Source organism: Pseudomonas sp. NPDC086251 (assembly GCF_044746405.1).
GTDB lineage: Bacteria > Pseudomonadota > Gammaproteobacteria > Pseudomonadales > Pseudomonadaceae > Aquipseudomonas.
On sequence record NZ_JBIVBY010000002.1, the window covers coordinates 55660 to 75823 of the forward strand.

Consider the following 20164-nt stretch of genomic DNA (forward strand, 5'->3'; position numbering starts at 1 on the left):
TCGTCGCTCACCTCTCACCCGGGGGGGGGTTTTTTTTTTTTTTTTTTTAAAAAAAAAAAAAAAAAACACCCCCCCCCCTTACCCCCCCACAGCTCCTACAGGCTCCTACAGGCTCCTACGGGTTCCTACAGCTTCCCTACGAGCTTCTACGTACTGCTTTGATGAATGCCTGAATCTTTGCGTGATCCTTGATGCCCTTGCTCGCCTCTACCCCGCCGCTGACATCTACCGCGTACGGCTTGACCCGGGCAATCGCCTCGGCGACGTTATCTGCGGTCAAACCGCCCGCCAGGATGATCGGCTTGCTGAGGCCTTGCGGTATCAGTGACCAGTCGAATGCTTCACCGGTTCCGCCGGGAACGCCTTCGACGTAGGTGTCGAGCAAAATACCGCTGGCGCTCGGATAGGCGTCGCAAGCCGCCGCAATGTCGTCACCGGTCTTGACCCGCAGCGCCTTGATGTACGGACGGTGCCAGCCTTCGCAGTCGGCCGCGGTTTCGTCGCCATGGAACTGCAACAGGTCCAGCGGCACGGCATCGAGGATTTCCTCCAATTCGCAGCGGCTGGCGTTGACGAACAACCCCACGGTGGTCACGAACGGCGGCAGCGCCTGGATGATCGAGCGCGCCTGCTGAAACGTCACGGCCCGTGGGCTTTTGGCGTAGAACACAAACCCGATCGCATCGGCCCCGGCCTCGACCGCCGCCAACGCATCTTCTATGCGGGTAATCCCACAAATTTTGCTGCGAACGGCTGACATGTCGATAGAACCTCAGGGCAAATCCGAGAAAGTCCCGGATGGTAACAAATGCGTTCGAGGGCGTCAGCCGTCAAGTTCAGCGAAGCCGGTCAGGAAGTGCGGCCCGATGTAACGCTCGGGCAATTCGAACTCGTCGCGATACTCGACCTGCACCAGATAGAGGCCGTACGGGTGCGCCGTCACCCCACCGGAGCGGCGAATGCGGCTCTCCAGCACTTCTTTCATCCACTCCACCGGGCGCTCGCCGGCGCCGATGGTCATCAGCACGCCAGCAATGTTGCGCACCATGTGGTGCAGGAAGGCGCTGGCGCGGATGTCCAGCACGATCATCTTGCCGTGGCGCGTGACGCGCAGGTGATGCAGTTCCTTGATCGGCGACTTGGCCTGGCACTGGCCGGCGCGGAAAGCGCTGAAATCGTGGGTACCGACCAGATATTGCGCGGCCTCGGCCATGCGCTCGACGTCCAGCGGACGGTGGTTCCAGGTGATTTCTTCGTTCAGGTGCGCCGGGCGGATCTGATCGTTGTAGATCACGTAGCGATAGCGCCGGGCGATGGCCTTGAACCGTGCATGAAAATGCGCCGGCATGACCTTGGCCCAACTGACACTGACGTCATGCGGCAAGTTGATATTGGCGCCCATGACCCAGGCTTTCATCGAACGCTCGACCTGCGTATCGAAATGCACCACCTGACCGCAGGCATGCACACCGGCATCGGTGCGCCCGGCGCAGAGCAGCGACACGGGCGCATCGGCGACTTTGGACAAGGCCTTTTCGAGGGTTTCCTGCACGGTGAGCACGCCGGAGGCCTGGCGCTGCCAGCCACGATAACGCGAGCCTTTGTATTCAACGCCCAACGCGATCCGGAAAAAGCCGTCGGCCGCCATTTCGGCGGCCGGGTTATCTATATTTGCCAAGGGGTGACAGCCTGCTGATGTACGCAAAGGCGGGCATTATAAGGCCGTGGGACCGGGATGCCAGAGCCGTGTGTTTTTTGGGGCCTACCGGGTCGGGATTTATAGTGGATGTGCCGGCCTCTTCGCGAGCAAGCCCGCTCCCACATTCGATCTCCAGTGTTCACACGGACAATGTGGGAGCGGGCTTGCTCGCGAAGGCGGCCTGACAAACACCATCTGCACCACCGACAGAAACAAAAACGGCAGCCTCACCGGCTGCCGTTTTGTTACATCGAACCCATCACTCAAGCCAGGCGTGAAAGCATTTCCTTGGCTTCGTTCTTCTGGCCGTCGTCGCCTTCGGTCACCACCTCATTGAGGATGTCCCGTGCACCATCGGCGTCGCCCATGTCGATGTAGGCCTGGGCCAGATCGAGCTTGGTGGCGACTTCGTCGGTGCCGGAGAGGAAATCGAACTCCGGCTCGTCGGCCGCTGAGGCCAACGCGTCTTCCGCCGTAAAGGTCGGCTCGGCAATGCTCTGGGACAGGCGATCCAGCTCGGCGTTGACGTCATCCAGTTCGACGGCAAACGCGTCAGGGGCGTCCATCTCGTCAGCCAGCGACAGGTCGAAATCAGCGGGCAACTCCAGATCGTCCGGCGTAGCTGCAGGAACAGACGGCGCATCAGCGCCAGGCAGGTCCTTGACGTCGTCGTCCAGGCTCAACAGGAAATCGTCTTCGGCCAGGGTCGCCGGCGAAGGATTGCCACCGAGGTCCATGTCCAGGTCGAAGTCCGACAGATCGTCGAGGTTTTCCTTGATCTCGGTTTGCTGCTTCAACACCGACTCGAAGCTCAGGTCGTCGTCCAGCGGGAAGTCTTCCAACTCGGTCGCAGACTCAGGTGCAGCAGTCACCGCCGGGGAAGCAAACTCCAGATCATCCAGACTCAGATCATCGTCCAACGGGAAGTCTTCCAACTCGGCCGTGGCCTCTGGCTCAGGTGCTGCGGCCACCGCGGGAGCCGCGGTGTCGAGATCATCCAGGCTCAGATCGTCGTCCAGCGGGAAGTCTTCCAGCTCAGTCGCGGTGTCAGATGCCGCAGTCACCGCAGGAGGTGCGGTGTCCAGATCATCCAGACTCAGATCGAAGGCGCTGTCGAAGTCGTCATCGGCCGGTGCCGGTGCCGGGGCTTCAGGCTCGTCCAGCAGCAGGTCCTTGACGTATTGCGCGTCCAGCTCGGCAGCGATCGCAGCAGCGGCGATACCACCCGCCGCCGCGATGGCCATGGCCGGGAAACGGCTTTTGAGTTTCTCGACCTGGGCGAAGTTGTCGCCGTTGGCCACCAACTGACGCTCCTGGACGACGAACGTATCGCGGTCGCCTTGCTGGCCGTAGACTTCCATCAGTTTGAGGCGCAGGTCACTGCGTTGTGGTTCTTGCTTGATGCCATCTTCCAGCAGCGCGGCGGCCTGATTCAGACGACCCGCATTGATGTGCGACTGCGCCTTGCCCAGCACGCTGTCATCTCGATCGGCAGCCGGCGATACCAGTGGCGCGGCGATCGGCGGTGTGACCACAACCGGAGCAATCACCGGCGCAGGAGCCGGGGCCGGGGTTGGAGCTGGCTCAGGCGCTGGCGCGGTCGCGAGCTTCACGCTCGGCGGCGGAACTTCCAGACCTTCGAAGCTGCTTTCCGGCAGGTCGTTCTCGGGGTAAAACGCTTGTTCTTCAGCCAACGCACGCGCCATGCGCAGATGCTTCTCGGCTTCTTGCTGGGCTTTGCGGCGACGGGCCAGCAACAGCAACAAGAGCAACAGCACCACCGCACCGCCGCCGACCAGGCCGAGCAGCAACGGATTGGTCAGCAGCTCGTTGAACTTCTGCTCGTCGGACGCTGCCGGCGTTGGCTCGATGGGCTTCTCGGCCGGAGCCGGAGTGGCCTCGGGCGCAGTCGCCGCCGGAGCAGGCGTAGCCTCTGGCGGTGTGGCCGCAGGGTTAGCCGCCAGTTCGGCCGAGATCGCCGGCGCGGTCGCAGCAGGCGCCGCAGCCCCCTCGGCACCTTCAGCCTGCAACTTGGCCAATTGATTGTTCTTCAGCTCGATCAGGCGCTGCAGCTTGTCCAGCTGACTTTGCAGATCGGTCATGCGGCTTTTCAGTTCGGCGTTGTCACGACGGGTCGTGTCGAGGCTTTCCTGGGTCACGGCCAGCTTGTTGCTCAGGTTCTTGGCATCGCCCGCAGCACCTTTGCCACCGGCCTTGCCCGTCGGGGCAGAGACCAGGCTCAGCTTGTCGGTGGCCGCTTGCGACGACGGGCCTTCACCGCGAGCGCGGTTGGTGGCATCCAGTTGCTGCTGCCCGGTGCCAGGCTGGGCCACATAGCGACGGCCCTGGCGCCACGCGGTGTTCTGCGCCTTCACGATGGCAATGGCTTTTGTTTGCGGCAGGCTGGTGCTCTGGGCCTGGTCCGGCAGACGCAGCACCTGACCGGTTTTGAGCCGGTTGATGTTGCCGTCGATAAAGGCATCCGGATTCAGCGCCTGGATGGCCAGCATGGTTTGTTGAACCGAGCCGCCATTACGCGCCTTCGCCGCGATTTCCCAGAGGGTATCGCGCGGCGTCGTGGTGTATTGGGTTGGCTTGGTGGCACCGGTCACTGGCGCGGTGACGTCCTGGGTCGGTGCAGGCTGCGCAGCCGCTTCAGCGGTTTGCGGCGAGAATTTGGACGGATCGAGCAGCACGCTGTAATCGCGCAGCAGGCGACCGTTGGGCCACATCACCTGAACCAGGAATTTCACCATCGGTTCGGAGAGCGGTTTGCTGGAAGTCACACGCAGGATGCTTTTGCCGCTGGCGTTGAGCACCGGCGTAAAGGTCAGGTCATTGAGAAACGCCTGGCGGTCGACACCGGCCTTGGCGAAATCTTCTGGCGAAGCCAGGCTCGGCACCACTTCGGCGGCGGTGAGGTCCTTGACGTCGAGCAACTCGATTTCCGCCACCAACGGCTGGTTCAGCGTCGATTTCAGGGTCAGTTCCCCGAGCCCGAGTGCATGCGCCATACCGGAGGACAGCGCCGAGGCGGCCGCTATTGCTAACACCAGTTTGCGAACTTGAACCATAGCCTCTTCCTTTGTTTGAACATTCCTCGGCCAGCGAGAAGGTGTTGATAGTCGCTGCCGTAAGGCATTGCGCGCGGCAACGAAGAGTCGTCGCGCGCGATCGTTTCATTCATGCCCCGGAAAGTCCCACAGGGTGACTCGCCTTCAGCAATCCGGCCAAGCATAACGCCCGGCTGGATTCATTCGAAAATTTGTTGCCAAGTATCTTTTACAGCAGGTCTTTTATCAACAATTCAGCCACCTGCACAGCATTGAGGGCCGCGCCCTTGCGTACGTTATCTGACGTCAGCCACACATTAAGTTCCGACAGGTCGTCGATCCCATGGCGAACCCGACCAACGTACACCACGTCCTGCCCTACCGCGTCACCGACCGGCGTCGGGTAATCGCCGGCTTCTACCAGCTCAATGCCGGGCGCGTCTTCCAGGGCGGCGTTGACTTTCGCCAGGTCGATGTCGCTCGCGCACTGCAAGGTCACGTTAAAGCTATCGCCAAAAAACACCGGGGCTTGAATGCAAGTAACGGAAATCTTTAATAAAGGCAGGTCCATGACCTGGCGCAATTCACGCACCAGGCGCTTTTCCAGCAGCGTATGACCCTGCTCATCAGGCTTGCCGACCTGGGCCAACAGGTTGAAGGCCATCTGCCGATCGAAAAAGGTCGGTTCCAGCGGGCGCACGTTGAGCAGTTCGGCGGTTTGTCGCGCCAGTTCGGTCACGGCTTCACGGCCCTGGGCGGAGACGGCCAGGCTGGCGGTCAGGTTGATGCGTTGCAGGTCGAGCAAACCGAGCAACGGCGCCAGCACTACCGCCAGCGTGGTGGCCGACGGGCTTGGGCTGCTGACCTGAAAGGGCTTTTTCAGACCGGCCAGCACGTGGGCATTGGCTTCGGGCACCACTTGCGGCGCCTGATTGGCCGGCAAGGCGCCGGACAGGTCGATCAGCGAGCAACCGGCAGCGTGCGCGCGCGAGGCGAAACTCAAGGTCACTGCCGGGCCGGCCGCGAAGAACACCAGTTGGACTTTGCTGAAATCGAACTCATCGACCTCGCGCACCCGCACGTTTTTGCCACGAAACGGCACCGAATGCCCGGCCGATTCGCTGCTGGCCAGCAGGTGCAGGTTACCGACCGGGAAATCCCGCTCTTCGAGGATCTGGACGAGTGTTTCGCCGACAGTACCGGTGGCGCCGATCACGGCAATATCAAAGGACTGGCTCATGGTTCTACCTCTGGCGAAACGGGGGGAGCGGCACTTTACCGGGTGGTTGGCATGCAGGCAATTCACAGTGGGATTTGTGGTGGCCGGGCGGGCCTCTTCGCGGGCAAGCCTCGCTCCTACATTCGATCGCGATGCCTTTGTAGGAGCGAGGCTTGCCCGCGAAGAGGGCCTGACCGGCGACACTAACCCCATAAAAAAACCCGCGCCTCTTGCAAGGCGCGGGTTCTTTCATTGCTTCAATCGATCAACGCTCAAGCAGGATCCGCAGCATGCGACGCAGCGGTTCGGCCGCGCCCCACAGCAGTTGGTCGCCGACGGTGAACGCGCCGACGTACTGCGTGCCCATGTTCAGCTTGCGCAGACGGCCTACCGGTACGTTCAGGGTGCCGGTGACTTTCGTCGGGCTCAGTTCCTGAATGCTCGCTTCGCGGTTGTTCGGCACCAGCTTGACCCAAGGGTTGTGCTGGCTGATCAGCCCTTCGATGTCGGCGATCGGTACGTCTTTGTTCAGCTTGATGGTCAGCGCCTGGCTATGGCAACGCATGGCGCCGATGCGCACGCAGATGCCATCCACCGGGATCGGGCTCTTGAAACGACCGAGGATCTTGTTGGTCTCGGCCTGGGCCTTCCACTCTTCGCGGCTCTGACCGTTCGGCAGTTCCTTGTCGATCCATGGGATCAGGCTGCCGGCCAGCGGTACGCCGAAGTTTTCGGTCGGGTACGCGTCGCTGCGCATGGCTTCGGCCACACGGCGGTCGATGTCGAGGATCGCGCTGGCCGGGTCGGCCAGTTGATCGGCGACAGCGGCGTGGGTCGCGCCCATTTGCTTGATCAGTTCACGCATGTTCTGCGCCCCGGCACCGGAGGCCGCCTGATAGGTCATGGCGCTCATCCACTCCACCAGACCGGCTTCGAACAGACCGCCCAGGCCCATCAGCATCAGGCTGACGGTGCAGTTGCCGCCGATGTAGTTCTTGGTGCCCGCGTCGAGCTGCTGGTCGATGACCTTGCGGTTCACCGGGTCCAGCACGATCACCGCGTCGTCCTGCATGCGCAGGCTGGAAGCGGCGTCGATCCAGTAACCCTGCCAGCCGGCTTCGCGCAGCTTGGGGAACACTTCGCTGGTGTAGTCGCCACCCTGGCAAGTCAGAATCACGTCGAGGGTTTTCAGCTCTTCAATGCTGTAAGCGTCCTTGAGCGGAGCAATGTCCTTACCCACGGACGGGCCTTGGCCACCGACATTGGAAGTGGTGAAAAACACCGGCTCAATAAGATCGAAATCCTGCTCTTCCAGCATCCGCTGCATGAGCACGGAACCGACCATACCGCGCCAACCGATCAGACCTACACGTTTCATCGCAACTACACCTTCTTTAAAAAGTGGGCCGCTGCTTTCGAAGTTGAAAGTGGCAGCGGGCCCGAGAGATTACAGATTCCGCAGCGCGGCGACTACTGCGTCGCCCATTTCCTGCGTACCGACTTTAGTGCAACCGGCCGACCAGATGTCGCCTGTGCGCAGGCCTTGGTCCAATACCAGACTAACGGCCTGCTCGATCGCATCGGCCGCGTCCTGCAGGTTGAAGCTGTAACGCAGCATCATCGACACCGACAAAATTGTCGCCAACGGGTTGGCGATGCCTTTGCCGGCGATGTCCGGCGCCGAACCGTGGCAAGGCTCGTACATGCCCTTGTTGTTGGTATCCAGCGACGCCGATGGCAGCATGCCGATGGAACCGGTGAGCATCGACGCTTGGTCAGACAGGATATCGCCGAACATGTTGTCGGTGACGATCACGTCGAACTGCTTCGGTGCACGCACCAGTTGCATCGCGGCGTTGTCGACGTACATGTGGCTCAGTTCGACTTGCGGGTAATCCTTGGCCACTTCTTCGACGATTTCACGCCACAGTTGGCTCGAAGCCAGCACGTTGGCCTTGTCCACCGAGCACAGCTTCTTGCCACGGACCATGGCCATGTCGAAACCGACACGGGCAATGCGGCGGATTTCGCTTTCGCTGTACGGCAGCGTGTCGTAGGACTGGCGCTCGCCGTTTTCCAGGGTGCGGGTGCCACGCGGGGCGCCAAAGTAGATGCCGCCGGTCAGTTCGCGAACGATCAGGATGTCCAGACCGGAAACGATGTCTGCCTTCAGGCTCGAAGCCTCGGCCAGTTGCGGGTACAGGATCGCCGGACGCAGGTTGCCGAACAGGCCCAGTTGCGCACGAATCTTCAGCAGACCACGCTCAGGGCGGATGTCACGCTCGATGGCGTCCCATTTCGGGCCGCCCACGGCGCCCAGCAGCACAGCATCGGCCGCGCGGGCACGTTCCAGGGTTTCATCGGCCAGCGGCACGCCGTGCTTGTCGATGGCGGCACCGCCGATCACGTCGTGGCTCAGCTCGAAGCCCAGGCTGTACTTGTCGTTGGCCAGCTCCAGCACCTTGACCGCTTCGGCCATGATTTCCGGGCCAATACCGTCACCTGGGAGAATCAGAATCTGCTTGCTCATGCTTTCCTCATGTCATCAGTCGGTGCGCCCTTGGGGCACGCCCGGAAAAAGTCGTTTGACGCTTATTTTTCAGCCATCAGTACCAGCACGTCGGTACTGAACGAACCGTCGGCTTCAATCTCAAAATAGTCGCGCACTTCATTGCCCATCGACTGCTGCAACTCGCGGATCGCGGCGCGCATCACGTCTGGCGTGCGCATGCGTTCGACCCAGCTGGTGTACTCCAGGCGCAGCCGCTGACGGGTGGTGCTGCGCGTATGCAACCCCGCTTCGCTGACCTGGCGCAACCACTCGCCGGCAGAATAATCGCGCACATGGCTGGTGTCGCGCAGCACTTCGACGCTTTGCAAGTAAGTGTCGAACAACGGGCTGCCCGGTGACAACACATCGACGAACGCCGCCACGCCACCCGGTTTCAGCACCCGGCGAACTTCGCGCAGGGCTTGGCCGAGATCGCTCCAGTGGTGCGCCGAATAACGGCTGAAGACGAAATCGAACTCGCCATCGGCGAACGGCAGGCGCTCGGCGGCGCCGTTGACCGTGGTCACGTTGTTCAAGCCACGGTCATTGGCCGCGGCGGTGACTACATCGAGCATCTGTTGCGACAGGTCATACGCCACCACTTCTTTCACCAGCGACGCCACGTGGAAACTCACGTGACCGGCGCCGCAGCCCAAGTCCAGAACGCGGGCATCGCCCCGCCCGGCCAGTTCAGCCTGTAGCAGCGCGAATTCGGTGCCTTGAGCGTGGACAGCGCTGCTCAGGTAGGCCGAGGCCTGTTCACCGAATTGCTTTTGTACGACTTGGCTGTGCTGGGCGGTGCTGCTCATGGGGATTTCCTTTTTGGGGTGAGTCTTGTGGTGTTTGGGCTGCCGTCTTCGCGAGCAAGCCCGCTCCCACATGGTCCGTGTGAACACTGGAGATCAAATGTGGGAGCGGGCTTGCTCGTGAAGAGGCCGGCCCTGTCTACATCAATCCCGGATCAATCAAACGTCGCGAAACAACCAAGGCTGGCTCGCCCGGTGTTTGGCTTCAAACGTTGCAATCGCCTCGTGGTCCTGCAATGTCAGGCCGATGTCATCCAGGCCGTTGACCAGGCAATGCTTGCGGAACTCGTCCAGCTCGAAGTGGTAGACCTTGCCATCAGGCCGGGTCACGGTCTGGGCTTGCAGGTCGACCGTCAACTGGTAGCCCGGATTCGCCTCGACTTGCTGGAACAGTTCGTCCACTTCAGCGTCGGTCAAGATGATCGGCAGCAAGCCGTTCTTGAAGCTGTTGTTGTAGAAAATGTCGGCATAGCTCGGCGCGATGATGCTGCGGAAACCGTACTCTTCCAGGGCCCACGGCGCGTGCTCGCGGCTGGAGCCGCAACCGAAGTTCTCGCGGGCCAGCAGCACGCTGGCGCCTTGATAACGCTCGGCGTTGAGCACGAAATCCTTGTTCAGTGGACGCTTGGAGTTGTCCTGGTAGGCATAGCCCACGTCCAGGTAACGCCATTCATCGAACAGGTTCGGACCAAAACCGGTGCGCTTGATCGACTTCAAGAACTGCTTCGGAATGATCTGGTCGGTGTCGACGTTGGCACGGTCCAATGGCGCGACCAAACCGGTGTGTTGGGTAAAAGCTCTCATGTGCGGTTCCTCAGATCAGTTCGCGAACGTCGATGAAACGACCGTTGACGGCAGCTGCCGCGGCCATGGCCGGGCTCACCAGGTGCGTACGGCCACCGGCGCCCTGACGCCCTTCGAAGTTGCGGTTGGAGGTCGAGGCGCAATGCTCGCCCGACTCCAAACGGTCCGGGTTCATCGCCAGGCACATCGAGCAACCCGGTTCACGCCACTCGAAACCGGCTTCGAGGAAAATCTTGTCCAGGCCTTCGGCCTCGGCTTGCGCCTTCACCAGGCCCGAGCCCGGCACCACGATGGCTTGCTTGATGGTCGAAGCCACTTTGCGGCCCTTGGCGATGACCGCCGCAGCGCGCAGGTCTTCGATCCGCGAGTTGGTGCAGGAGCCGATGAACACGCGGTCCAGCTGAATATCGGTGATCGCCTGATTGGCGCTCAAACCCATGTATTTCAAGGCGCGTTCGATGGAACCGCGCTTGACCAGGTCCATTTCCTTCGCTGGGTCCGGCACGTTCTGATCAACCGCCAAAACCATCTCGGGCGACGTACCCCAGCTGACTTGTGGCTTGATCTGAGTGGCGTCGAGTTCAACCACGGTGTCGAACACGGCATCAGCATCGGAGACCAGGTCTTTCCAGGCTTCGACTGCCATGTCCCATTCCGCGCCTTTCGGGGCGAATGGACGGCCCTTGACGTATTCCACGGTTTTTTCGTCGGCAGCCACCAGGCCCACACGGGCGCCGGCTTCGATGGACATGTTGCAGATGGTCATGCGGCCTTCGACGGACAAGTCACGAATCGCACTGCCGGCGAACTCGATGGCATGGCCGTTACCGCCGGCGGTGCCGATTTTGCCGATGACGGCCAGCACGATGTCCTTGGCGGTCACGCCGAACGGCAGTTTGCCTTCGACCGACACCAACATATTCTTCATCTTTTTGGCGACCAGGCACTGCGTGGCGAACACATGCTCGACCTCGGAAGTGCCGATACCGTGAGCCAAGGCGCCAAATGCGCCGTGCGTCGAGGTGTGCGAGTCGCCGCAGACCACGGTCATGCCTGGCAAGGTGGCGCCCTGCTCCGGGCCGATCACGTGAACGATGCCTTGGCGCACGTCGTTCATTTTGAATTCGGTGATGCCGTATTCATCGCAATAGTCATCGAGGGTCTGCACCTGCAAACGCGAAACCTGGTCGGTAATCGCTTCGATGCCGCCCTTGCGATCCGGCGTGGTGGGCACGTTGTGGTCAGGGGTGGCGATGATCGAATCGACGCGCCAAGGCTTGCGCCCGGCCAGACGCAGGCCTTCGAAAGCTTGGGGCGAAGTCACTTCATGGATGATGTGGCGGTCGATATAGATCAGCGACGACCCATCGTCGCGCCGTTTCACTTCATGCGAATCCCAGAGCTTGTCGTAAAGCGTTTTGCCGGCCATCAGACGGTTCCTCATCAGCTTGTTTCTATGCCCTGGGTTTTGACGGTTCAATAAACCCTTGGCTTGTGAGGTCGATCCTAGGGGGTTACATTAAATAACTCAAATTCATATTTTTTATGCTTTGGATAACCAACTGGAATACTGCAATGGATCTGGCCAACCTCAACGCTTTTATCGCGATTGCCGAGACCGGCAGCTTCTCCGGCGCCGGTGAACGGCTGCACCTGACGCAACCGGCGATCAGCAAACGCATTGCCGGGCTGGAGCAGCAATTAAAGGTGCGGCTGTTCGATCGCCTGGGCCGTGAAGTCGGCCTGACCGAGGCCGGCCGCGCCCTGCTGCCACGGGCCTATCAGATTCTCAACGTGCTGGACGACACCCGCCGCGCGCTAACCAACCTCACCGGCGAAGTGTCCGGGCGCCTGACCCTGGCCACCAGTCACCACATCGGCCTGCACCGCTTGCCGCCGTTATTGAGGGAATTCACCCGACGTTACCCGCAAGTGGCGCTGGATATTCAGTTCCTCGATTCGGAAGTGGCCTATGAAGAAATCCTCCATGGCCGCGCCGAACTGGCGGTCATCACCCTGGCGCCGGAGCCTCACGCGCTGGTCAAAGCCACGCCGGTGTGGGACGACCCGCTGGATTTCGTGGTCGCCCCGGAGCATTCGTTGCTCAGCAACGGCCCGGTCAACCTGGCGGACATCGCCCTGCACCCGGCGGTTTTCCCCGGCGGCAATACCTTTACCCACCACATCGTCCGGCGCCTGTTCGAAGCCCAGGGCCTGACGCCGAACATCGCCATGAGCACCAATTACCTGGAAACCATCAAGATGATGGTCTCGATCGGCCTGGCCTGGAGCGTGTTGCCGCGCACCATGCTTGACGAACAAGTTGCACGAATACCTTTGCCGGGCATACAACTCACTCGCCAGCTAGGCTATATCCTGCACACAGAACGGACGTTGTCGAACGCAGCACGGGCCTTCATGGCCCTGCTGGATGCACAAATCGATCTGCCAGGGAAACAAGGCTAAGTTGTGCTACTTCTATAGAGCCGCGAAACCCTGTGCCTAACGCCTAACTCAGCCCAAGGCTTGCCCATGCCGAAATCTGTTGACCGTATCCCGCCGATGCCGCGTATTCAGGCGCTTGACCCAAAACGGTCGGAGCAGAGCTGGGAAAGCGCGCCGCAATTGCTGGCCGCCCTCAACGGCGCGCGTCTGGGTGCCTGGTATTGGGACATCGAGCGCGGGCAGATCAGCTGGTCGCGGGGCACCCAGGCGTTGTTCGGTTTCGATCCGCGGCAACCGTTGCCGGCCGACCTGGAATACCTCGACCTGCTGCCCCCGGAGGATCGGGCGAAAACCATTCGCGCCTTCGACGCGGTGATCGCCGGTGCGCCGCTGGAACAGGCGATGCATCACCGCATTCGCTGGCCCGACGGCAGCCTGCACTGGCTGGAGATCAACGGCAGCCTGCTGCCGGACAAACATGGTCGGCCACGCATGATCGGGGTGATCCGTGAGATCACCCATCAACGCCAGCGCGAACAGGCGCTGAGCAGCTCGGAAAAACGCTTCGCCACGCTGTTTCACCTGTGCCCGAACATGGTGCTGCTGACGCGCCAGGAAGACGGCCTGATCACCGAAGCCAACCAGTATTTCGAAAGCCTGTTCGGCTGGCCGGTGCAGGACGCCATTGGCCGTACCACCGTGGAACTGGGCCTTTGGGTGCACCCGGAGCAACGGGCGCAACTGGTCAAGGCCACCAAGGCCAAGGGCGAACTGGTCAGCATGGAGGTGCAGTTTCGCGCCAGTAATGGCCAGGTCCATGACGGCATCCTCAGCGCACAAAAGGTTGAGCTCGAAGGTCAGCCGTACCTGCTCAGTACGTTTCTCGACACCACCGACCGCAAAGCCGCCGAGCTTGCCTTGAAAGACAGCCAGGAACGCCTCGACCTGGCGCTGGACTCGGCGCAACTGGGCACCTGGGACTGGCATATTCCCAGCGGCATGCTGTACGGCTCGGCCCGCGCCGCCCAATTGCACGGGATGGAGGCGATCCCCTTCCATGAATCCTTCGACGAGTTTTTCGAAGGCGTGCCCGACGAAGAACGCGGCACCATGCGCGACGCCTACCGCAGCTTGCGTGAAGGCCCGGCCGGCAACTATCAGCTGACTTACCGCGTGCAACTGCCGGACGGCAGTTCGCGCTATCTGGAAAGTCGCGCCCGCCTCTACCGCGACGAAAACGGCGCGCCGCTGCGCATGGCCGGCACCTTGCTCGACATCACTGACCAGGTGGAGCGCGAGCAGCGACTGGTGGCGTCCGAAGAGAAATTCGCCACGCTGTTCCAGGTCAGCCCGGACCCGATCTGCGTGACCCGCCAGGACACCGGCCAGTTCATCGAGATCAACTCCAGTTTTACCCAGACCTTCGGCTGGAGCACCGGCGACGTGATTGGCCGCAGCGCCGACGAAATCGGCCTGTGGGACGCGTCGGCGAAAAGCCTGCAGCGGATCGAACAAGTCATTCGCGAACAAGCGCTGAACAACGTGGCCATCCTGGTTCAGCACAAAGACGGGCAAGCCCTGACCTGCGTGATCTCCAGCCGACAGATCAGCGTCGGTGAACAGCCGTGCATCGTCACCACCCTGCGCGACATTACCCAGCAGCAGCGCTCGGAAGCGGCGCTCAAGGCCAGCGAAGAGAAGTTTGCCAAGGCGTTCCACTCAAGCCCTGACGCCATCACCATCACCGAGCGCGATACCGGGCGCTACCTGGAGGTCAACGACGGTTTCTGCCGCCTCACCGGCTACCGCGCCGACGAAGTGGTCGGCCGCACGGTGTATCAGGTGGGGATCTGGGCGGAAGAGAAACAACGCTCGGCGCTGCTGGCTGAGCTGCAAATCAAGGGCCGGGTGCACCATCAGGAAATGCTTGGGCGTAACAAACGCGGCGAGTTGCTGACCGTGGAAGTCTCGGTGGAACCGATCACCCTCAACGAAACCGCGTGCCTGCTGCTGACCGCGCGGGACGTCAGCCTGCTGAAAAACGCCGAAGCGCAGATCCGTCACCTGGCCTACCACGACCCGCTGACCAACCTGCCCAATCGCGCACTGTTGATGGATCGCCTGAGCCAGCAGATCGCCCTGCTCAAACGCCATAATTTACGCGGCGCGTTGATGTTCCTCGATCTCGACCACTTCAAGCACATCAACGATTCACTCGGCCATCCGGTGGGCGATACGGTGTTGAAAATCATCACCGCGCGCCTTGAGGCCAGCGTGCGCATGGAAGACACCGTTGCGCGCCTGGGCGGTGACGAATTCGTGGTGCTGCTGAGTGGCCTCGAAGGCTCGCGCAACGAGGTCACCGACCAGGTTCAGTTGCTGGCGGATACCTTGCGTGAATTGCTCTCGGAGCCGATGTTCCTCGATGGCCAGCGCCTGCAAGTGACGCCGAGTATCGGCATCGCGCTGATTCCCGATCACGGCTCGACACCGACCGACCTGCTCAAACGCGCCGACATTGCGCTTTACCGGGCCAAGGATTCGGGCCGCAATACCACGCAGATGTACCACAACACCATGCAGAAGGCCGCGAGCGAGCGCCTGCGCATGGAAACCGACCTGCGCCTGGCCCTTTCCCGGGGTGAATTTCGCGTGCATTACCAACCCCAGATCGATGCCCGGGATCGCCGTATCGTCGGCGCCGAGGCACTGGTGCGCTGGCACCACCCGCAACTCGGCGCGCAATCGCCCACCGAGTTCATCAAGGTGCTGGAGGACAGTGGGCTGATTCTGGAAGTCGGCACATGGATCATCGATGACGCTTGCGAAGCCTTCAAACAATTGATCGCCAAGGGCCTGATCGACCCGCTCAATTTCAGCCTGTGCGTGAACATCAGCCCCCGGCAATTCCGCCAGAACGACTTCGTCGAACGCATCGAACACAGCCTGGCCAGCCATGGCCTGCCCTGCTCGCTGCTGAAACTGGAAATCACCGAAGGCATCGTGATCCAGAACCTGGAAGACACCATCAGCAAAATGCGTCGCCTGAAAAAGCTCGGTGTGAGCTTTGCCATGGACGACTTCGGCACCGGCTATTCCTCGCTGACCTACCTCAAGCGCCTGCCGGTCGACACCTTGAAAATCGATCAGTCGTTCATCCGCGACGCCACCACTGACCCCAACGACGCCGAGATCATCCGCGCCATCGTCGCTATGGCCCGCAGCCTGGAATTGAAGGTGATTGCCGAAGGGGTGGAGACGGCGGAGCAACTGGAATTTTTGCAGGGGCTGGGCTGCCATTTTTACCAAGGGTATTTGCACAGCCCGCCGTTGCCGGTGGAAGAATTCCAAAAACTCCTGAGATGACAGGGCCCCTGCGCTGCGCTCGGCTCTGTAGCAGCTGTCGAGCTTGCGAGGCTGCGTTCGGCTGCGAAGCAGTCGTGAAATCAGACTCTGCGGTCTGTCAGGGGAACCGCGTTCGCCGGGTTTACGACTGCTTCGCAGCCGAACGCAGCCTCGCAAGCTCGACAGCTGCTACAGGCCTGCGTTGCGGGTACAAAAAAAGGGCGCCGATTGGCGCCCTTTTTGTTGCTCTGAGTTAGTGCTGCAGAGCGGGTTTTTGCGTCCCGTTGATCGGGATGCGTTTGGCTTTCGCCTCTTCCGGAATAACCCGCAACAGGTCGATGCTCAACAGACCGTTGCTCAGGCCGGCGGCCTTGATTTCGATATGGTCCGCCAGACGGAAGGACAGTTTAAAGGCCCGCTGCGCGATGCCCTGGTACAGATAAGTGACGTCTTCGGTCGCGTCACGTTTGCCGCCACTGATGGTCAGCACACCCTTTTCGACTTGCAGGTCCAGGTCTTCTTCCTGGAATCCGGCCGCCGCCACGACGATGCGGTATTGATCGTCACCGTGTTTTTCCACGTTGTAAGGTGGGTAAGTGCTGCCTGGCTCGTTGCGCAGGGCGGTCTCGAACAAGTCGTTGAAACGGTCGAAACCTACCGAGGAACGGAACAGTGGTGCCATGGAAAATGCAGTGCTCATGATTCAAATCTCCTGAAAACAATCAGCAAGTTTTTTTGTCTCCGCGACCCGAATTCGGCATCGCGTAATCCCTAAATAGGGACCGCTGATTGCTTTTCAAGAGCTTTTTTCGAGATTTTTTTCAGGCCGCTTCCGAGACCTGCAGGCCCAGCAAACGCGAGACCTGGTCCAGTTCGGTCTCACGGCGCAAGACCGTGAACAGCTCCACGGCTTCGGGATAATTGCGGGTCAGCATCGCCAGCCACTGCTTCAAGCGACCCGGCGATTGACGTGCGGTCATCTGCGCCTTGGCTTGCAGCCAGAAGTCCTGAATCAATGGCAGCAGCTCGGCCCAGGTCATCTCGACCACTTCTTCACCGGCACGTGCAGCGGCGATTTGCCGGGCCAGGTCCGGACGCGAGACCAGGCCGCGACCGAGCATGATGTCTTCCACACCGCTGATTTCGCGGCAACGACGCCAGTCTTCAACGCTCCAGATGTCGCCATTGGCGAATACCGGCACATTGACCACGTCCTGTACTCGCGGGATCCATTCCCAATGGGCTGGCGGCTTGTAGCCGTCGGTCTTGGTCCGCGCGTGGACGACGATGTGCGCCGCGCCACCTTCGGCCAGGGCCGTGGCGCAGACCAGCGCGCCGTCCGGGCTGTCAAAGCCCAGACGCATTTTCGCGGTCACCGGAATGTGCGCCGGTACGGCGCGACGGACATGCTCGACGATCTGGTTCAGCAGCTCGGGCTCTTTGAGCAGCACCGCCCCGCCCCGTGACTTGTTCACGGTTTTGGCCGGGCAGCCGAAGTTCAGGTCGATGACCTCGGAACCCAGCTCGCAGGCCAGCGCGGCGTTTTCCGCCAGGCACACCGGATCGGAACCCAACAACTGCACGCGCAACGGCACACCGGATGCGGTGCGCGCGCCGGTCAGCAGTTCAGGGCCGAACTTGTGGTAATAGGCAGGCGTGAGCAGCTGATCGTTGATCCGAATGAACTCGGTCACGCACCAATCGATACCGCCGACGCGGGTCAGCACGTCCCGCAGGATGTTGTCGACCAGCCCCTCCATGGGCGCCAAAGCAATTTGCATGAAAAACACACTCGACGAAAAACGTGCGGCAGTTTACTGGTTTCGGCGCGCAGAAGGTATTTCGTCAGATAGGACGCCTTCGCGGGCAAGCCTCGCTCCTACGGTCATCACCGTCCTGTAGGAGCGAGGCTTGCCCGCGAATGCTTCAATCAGGTCAATATTTGCAATGCAGGGCCGTAGCCTTCGATGAACTCTGCCGGCATGCGCTTGGGTTTGCCGGTCGACAGTTCGATGCAGACGAAGGTGGTCTGGGCGCGCAGCAGCGTGGTGTTGTCGCTGGGGCGTTTCAGCTGGAAGTGTCGGGTCATTTTCAGGCGCTGGTCCCAATCGACGATCCACGTCGCCAATTGCAACTCATCGCCCTCATAGGCGGCCGCCAGGTAATCGATCTCGTGCCGCACCACCGCCATTGCCCGGTCCAGCCGACGGTACTCGACCAGGTCCAGACCCAGCCGCTGCGAGTGGCGCCAGGCACAGCGCTCGAGCCAGGTCACGTACACCGCGTTATTCGCGTGCCCCAGCCCATCGATGTCCTCGGCGCCCACTTCCAGATCAATCACAAACGGCGTTGCCCGATCCCAGCCCATGCCTCACTCCCGGTCAGATTATTCGACCGGGGCAGTGTAACGGATGCTCAGGCCGATTGGCGCTTGTGAAGGCTGCGGCCGGAGAGCAGTGATAGCACGCCATCAATCACCCGAGGGTCTGCCAGCACCCGTTGATGACCGCCCTCTTCCAGGCGCAACAGGCGGCTGTCGAACCAGGCTTCGTTGATCAGCTGGGAATCCTTGACCGATACGAAGTTGTCATCTTCGGCATGCACGATCAGGCCCGGCATGTCGAGCTGATAGTGCGCGACATCCAGCGCCGCAGCGCGCATGCCGACGTCTCTTTCGACCTGACGAATGAACGCCGAACGGGCTTTCGGTGGCAGCCGCACATAGCGTGCGAAACCGCGCAGCACCCCAAGAATTCGCGCCGGAGCGGCGATCGTGACCAGAGTTTCGGTGCGCAGGCCCAACTGAACCGCGAGCATGGCGCTGGCGCCGCCCATGGAGTGACCGATGACGGCTTGCAGCGGCGGCAACTCGGCAGCGGCTTCAAGCATGGCCCGGGCAAACAGCACCACATTCGCTTCGCGGCCAGGTGAGCGACCGTGAGCCGGGCCGTCCAGCGCCACCACGGTGTAACCGGCGTCCACCAGCGCGGTGATCAGGCTGGCAAACTGGGTTGGCCGCCCTTCCCAACCGTGCATCAGCAACACCGCCGGGCCTTGCCCCCAGCGCAGCGCCGAGAGGCCGAAGCGCAAGGTGATCCGCTCGGATTTCGCCAGCAGCGGCAATTCCCAATCACGCGGCGGCAGTTCCCGCGGCGTCATGAACGCCAGTCGCATTTTGCTCGCGACCAGTTTCGGTGCAAACCAGCCTAAGGTGCCATTAACGCCACGAACCCACTTCAACGTGCTCATCGCTCTCACTCCCCAGGCTAACGCCTTTAGGTCACAGCACCGCAGACTTGGCGGCGCGCAGCAATCGATCGGACAACTCTCCTGGCCCCAGCGCCCGCGCCAGGGCCAACCCACCGACCATCAAGGCCATGTCGGCCAAGGCTTTGTCGGTGTCTTCCGGGCTGGCCGCCAACTGCGCGACCATCATTTCCACGTGCTCATTCAGTGCCACACGAAACGCGTCCGGCAGCCGCCCCAGCTCACCGACAGACGCCGGGATCGGACAGGCAGACTCAGAGGAATCACGGTGTTTGCGCGACAGATAAAACGCGGCAACCAACGCGCGACGCTCTTCACCGGTCAGTTCGGCGTCCATGTCGGCGATCAAGCCACGGCGGTGACCGAGCAGCTGCTTGAACGCTTCCAGCATCATGGCGTCCTTGCTTTCGAAGTGCGCATAGAAGCCACCGACCGTCAGGCCGGCTGCGCCCATCACTTCGCCCACGCTCGGTTCGGCCGGGCCGCGCTGAATCAGCGCTGCGCTGGCGGCCTTGAGGATGCGTTCGCGGGTTTGAGCTTTTTTATCGTTCATCGTTGCCTCCGAATATTACGACTAGAATATTATTCTCATAATAATATTCCGCAAGTCGTGGATATGACCGCTGGTCTGAAGATCAGTTTGGAAGAATGAGGGGATTTGGCCAAACGCCAGACAAACAAAAGGGCCATTCAATAATTGAATGACCCTTATAAAATCCCGCAGATCGGGTAATCGTGGCGTCCCCTAGGGGACTCGAACCCCTGTTACCGCCGTGAAAGGGCGGTGTCCTAGGCCACTAGACGAAGGGGACGCAAAACCTTCTATACAACTGATCAGTGCTGAGAGCTGATCGATTCAAGGCCGGTGTGGCCAGACCTTGAACTGTAAAATTGGTGGAGCTAAGCGGGATCGAACCGCTGACCTCCTGCATGCCATGCAGGCGCTCTCCCAGCTGAGCTATAGCCCCGGATTTT

16 protein-coding genes and 2 tRNA genes are annotated in these 20164 nt (G+C 61.2%); 2 read left to right on the top strand and 16 right to left on the bottom strand.

Features of this window, described 5'->3' with window-relative positions; all coding sequences use genetic code 11:
- Positions 1–136 precede the first annotated feature (136 nt).
- The 9 genes from ACIPL2_RS04725 to leuC form a co-directional block, all read right to left on the bottom strand.
- On the bottom strand, positions 137–760 hold the full coding sequence (locus ACIPL2_RS04725; RefSeq protein WP_401353470.1) for a phosphoribosylanthranilate isomerase: 624 nt from the start codon (positions 758–760) through the stop codon (positions 137–139).
- A gap of 63 nt (positions 761–823) precedes the next feature.
- On the bottom strand, positions 824–1648 hold the full coding sequence (gene truA, locus ACIPL2_RS04730) for a tRNA pseudouridine(38-40) synthase TruA (protein ID WP_401353820.1): 825 nt from the start codon (positions 1646–1648) through the stop codon (positions 824–826).
- Between the two features lie 314 nt (positions 1649–1962).
- The gene (locus tag ACIPL2_RS04735) at positions 1963–4773 is read right to left on the bottom strand and encodes a FimV/HubP family polar landmark protein (protein WP_401353472.1); all 2811 of its coding nucleotides are present in this window, start codon (positions 4771–4773) and stop codon (positions 1963–1965) included.
- Between the two features lie 208 nt (positions 4774–4981).
- Positions 4982–5992 (bottom strand): aspartate-semialdehyde dehydrogenase, encoded by a 1011-nt coding sequence (locus tag ACIPL2_RS04740; RefSeq protein ID WP_401353474.1) that lies wholly within the window; start codon positions 5990–5992, stop codon positions 4982–4984.
- 244 nt (positions 5993–6236) lie between these two features.
- A complete protein-coding gene (gene asd / locus ACIPL2_RS04745; protein ID WP_054052925.1) occupies positions 6237–7349 on the bottom strand; it encodes an aspartate-semialdehyde dehydrogenase in 1113 nt (370 codons plus the stop codon).
- Between the two features lie 69 nt (positions 7350–7418).
- Positions 7419–8501 carry a 3-isopropylmalate dehydrogenase gene (leuB, locus tag ACIPL2_RS04750; RefSeq protein WP_401353477.1) on the bottom strand — a complete coding sequence of 361 codons (1083 nt, stop codon included), beginning with the start codon at positions 8499–8501 and terminating at the stop codon, positions 7419–7421.
- 62 nt (positions 8502–8563) lie between these two features.
- On the bottom strand, positions 8564–9331 hold the full coding sequence (locus ACIPL2_RS04755; RefSeq protein WP_401353479.1) for a class I SAM-dependent methyltransferase: 768 nt from the start codon (positions 9329–9331) through the stop codon (positions 8564–8566).
- A gap of 156 nt (positions 9332–9487) precedes the next feature.
- Entirely contained in the window at positions 9488–10132 is a 645-nt protein-coding gene (gene leuD / locus ACIPL2_RS04760) for a 3-isopropylmalate dehydratase small subunit (RefSeq protein ID WP_401353481.1), read from the bottom strand.
- Between the two features lie 10 nt (positions 10133–10142).
- Positions 10143–11561: a 3-isopropylmalate dehydratase large subunit gene (leuC, locus tag ACIPL2_RS04765; RefSeq protein WP_401353483.1), complete on the bottom strand. Its 1419-nt coding sequence runs from the start codon at positions 11559–11561 to the stop codon at positions 10143–10145.
- Between the two features lie 146 nt (positions 11562–11707).
- Here leuC and ACIPL2_RS04770 point away from each other — a divergent pair, with 146 nt between their 5' ends.
- Both ACIPL2_RS04770 and ACIPL2_RS04775 read left to right on the top strand, forming a co-directional pair.
- The gene (locus tag ACIPL2_RS04770; RefSeq protein WP_401353485.1) at positions 11708–12598 is read left to right on the top strand and encodes a LysR family transcriptional regulator; all 891 of its coding nucleotides are present in this window, start codon (positions 11708–11710) and stop codon (positions 12596–12598) included.
- Between the two features lie 66 nt (positions 12599–12664).
- On the top strand, positions 12665–15943 hold the full coding sequence (locus tag ACIPL2_RS04775) for a PAS domain S-box protein (RefSeq protein ID WP_401353487.1): 3279 nt from the start codon (positions 12665–12667) through the stop codon (positions 15941–15943).
- A gap of 232 nt (positions 15944–16175) precedes the next feature.
- Here ACIPL2_RS04775 and ACIPL2_RS04780 read toward each other — a convergent pair whose 3' ends face one another.
- The 7 genes from ACIPL2_RS04780 to ACIPL2_RS04810 all read right to left on the bottom strand — a co-directional run bounded on the left by ACIPL2_RS04780 (position 16176) and on the right by ACIPL2_RS04810 (position 20157).
- Positions 16176–16622, bottom strand: a complete 447-nt coding sequence (locus ACIPL2_RS04780) for an Hsp20 family protein (RefSeq protein ID WP_401353489.1) — start codon at positions 16620–16622, stop codon at positions 16176–16178.
- A 121-nt stretch (positions 16623–16743) separates the two neighbouring features.
- Positions 16744–17703: a tRNA dihydrouridine synthase gene (locus ACIPL2_RS04785; protein WP_401353491.1), complete on the bottom strand. Its 960-nt coding sequence runs from the start codon at positions 17701–17703 to the stop codon at positions 16744–16746.
- A 149-nt stretch (positions 17704–17852) separates the two neighbouring features.
- On the bottom strand, positions 17853–18290 hold the full coding sequence (locus ACIPL2_RS04790) for an acyl-CoA thioesterase (RefSeq protein ID WP_401353493.1): 438 nt from the start codon (positions 18288–18290) through the stop codon (positions 17853–17855).
- 47 nt (positions 18291–18337) lie between these two features.
- Complete coding sequence (locus ACIPL2_RS04795; protein WP_401353495.1) at positions 18338–19171, bottom strand: alpha/beta fold hydrolase; 834 nt, start codon at positions 19169–19171, stop codon at positions 18338–18340.
- Between the two features lie 31 nt (positions 19172–19202).
- On the bottom strand, positions 19203–19742 hold the full coding sequence (locus tag ACIPL2_RS04800; protein ID WP_008028313.1) for a TetR/AcrR family transcriptional regulator: 540 nt from the start codon (positions 19740–19742) through the stop codon (positions 19203–19205).
- Positions 19743–19925: 183 nt separating this feature from the next.
- Positions 19926–20001: transfer RNA gene (locus ACIPL2_RS04805), tRNA-Glu, on the bottom strand.
- 80 nt (positions 20002–20081) lie between these two features.
- A tRNA-Ala gene (locus ACIPL2_RS04810) sits at positions 20082–20157 on the bottom strand.
- Positions 20158–20164: the final 7 nt, after the last annotated feature.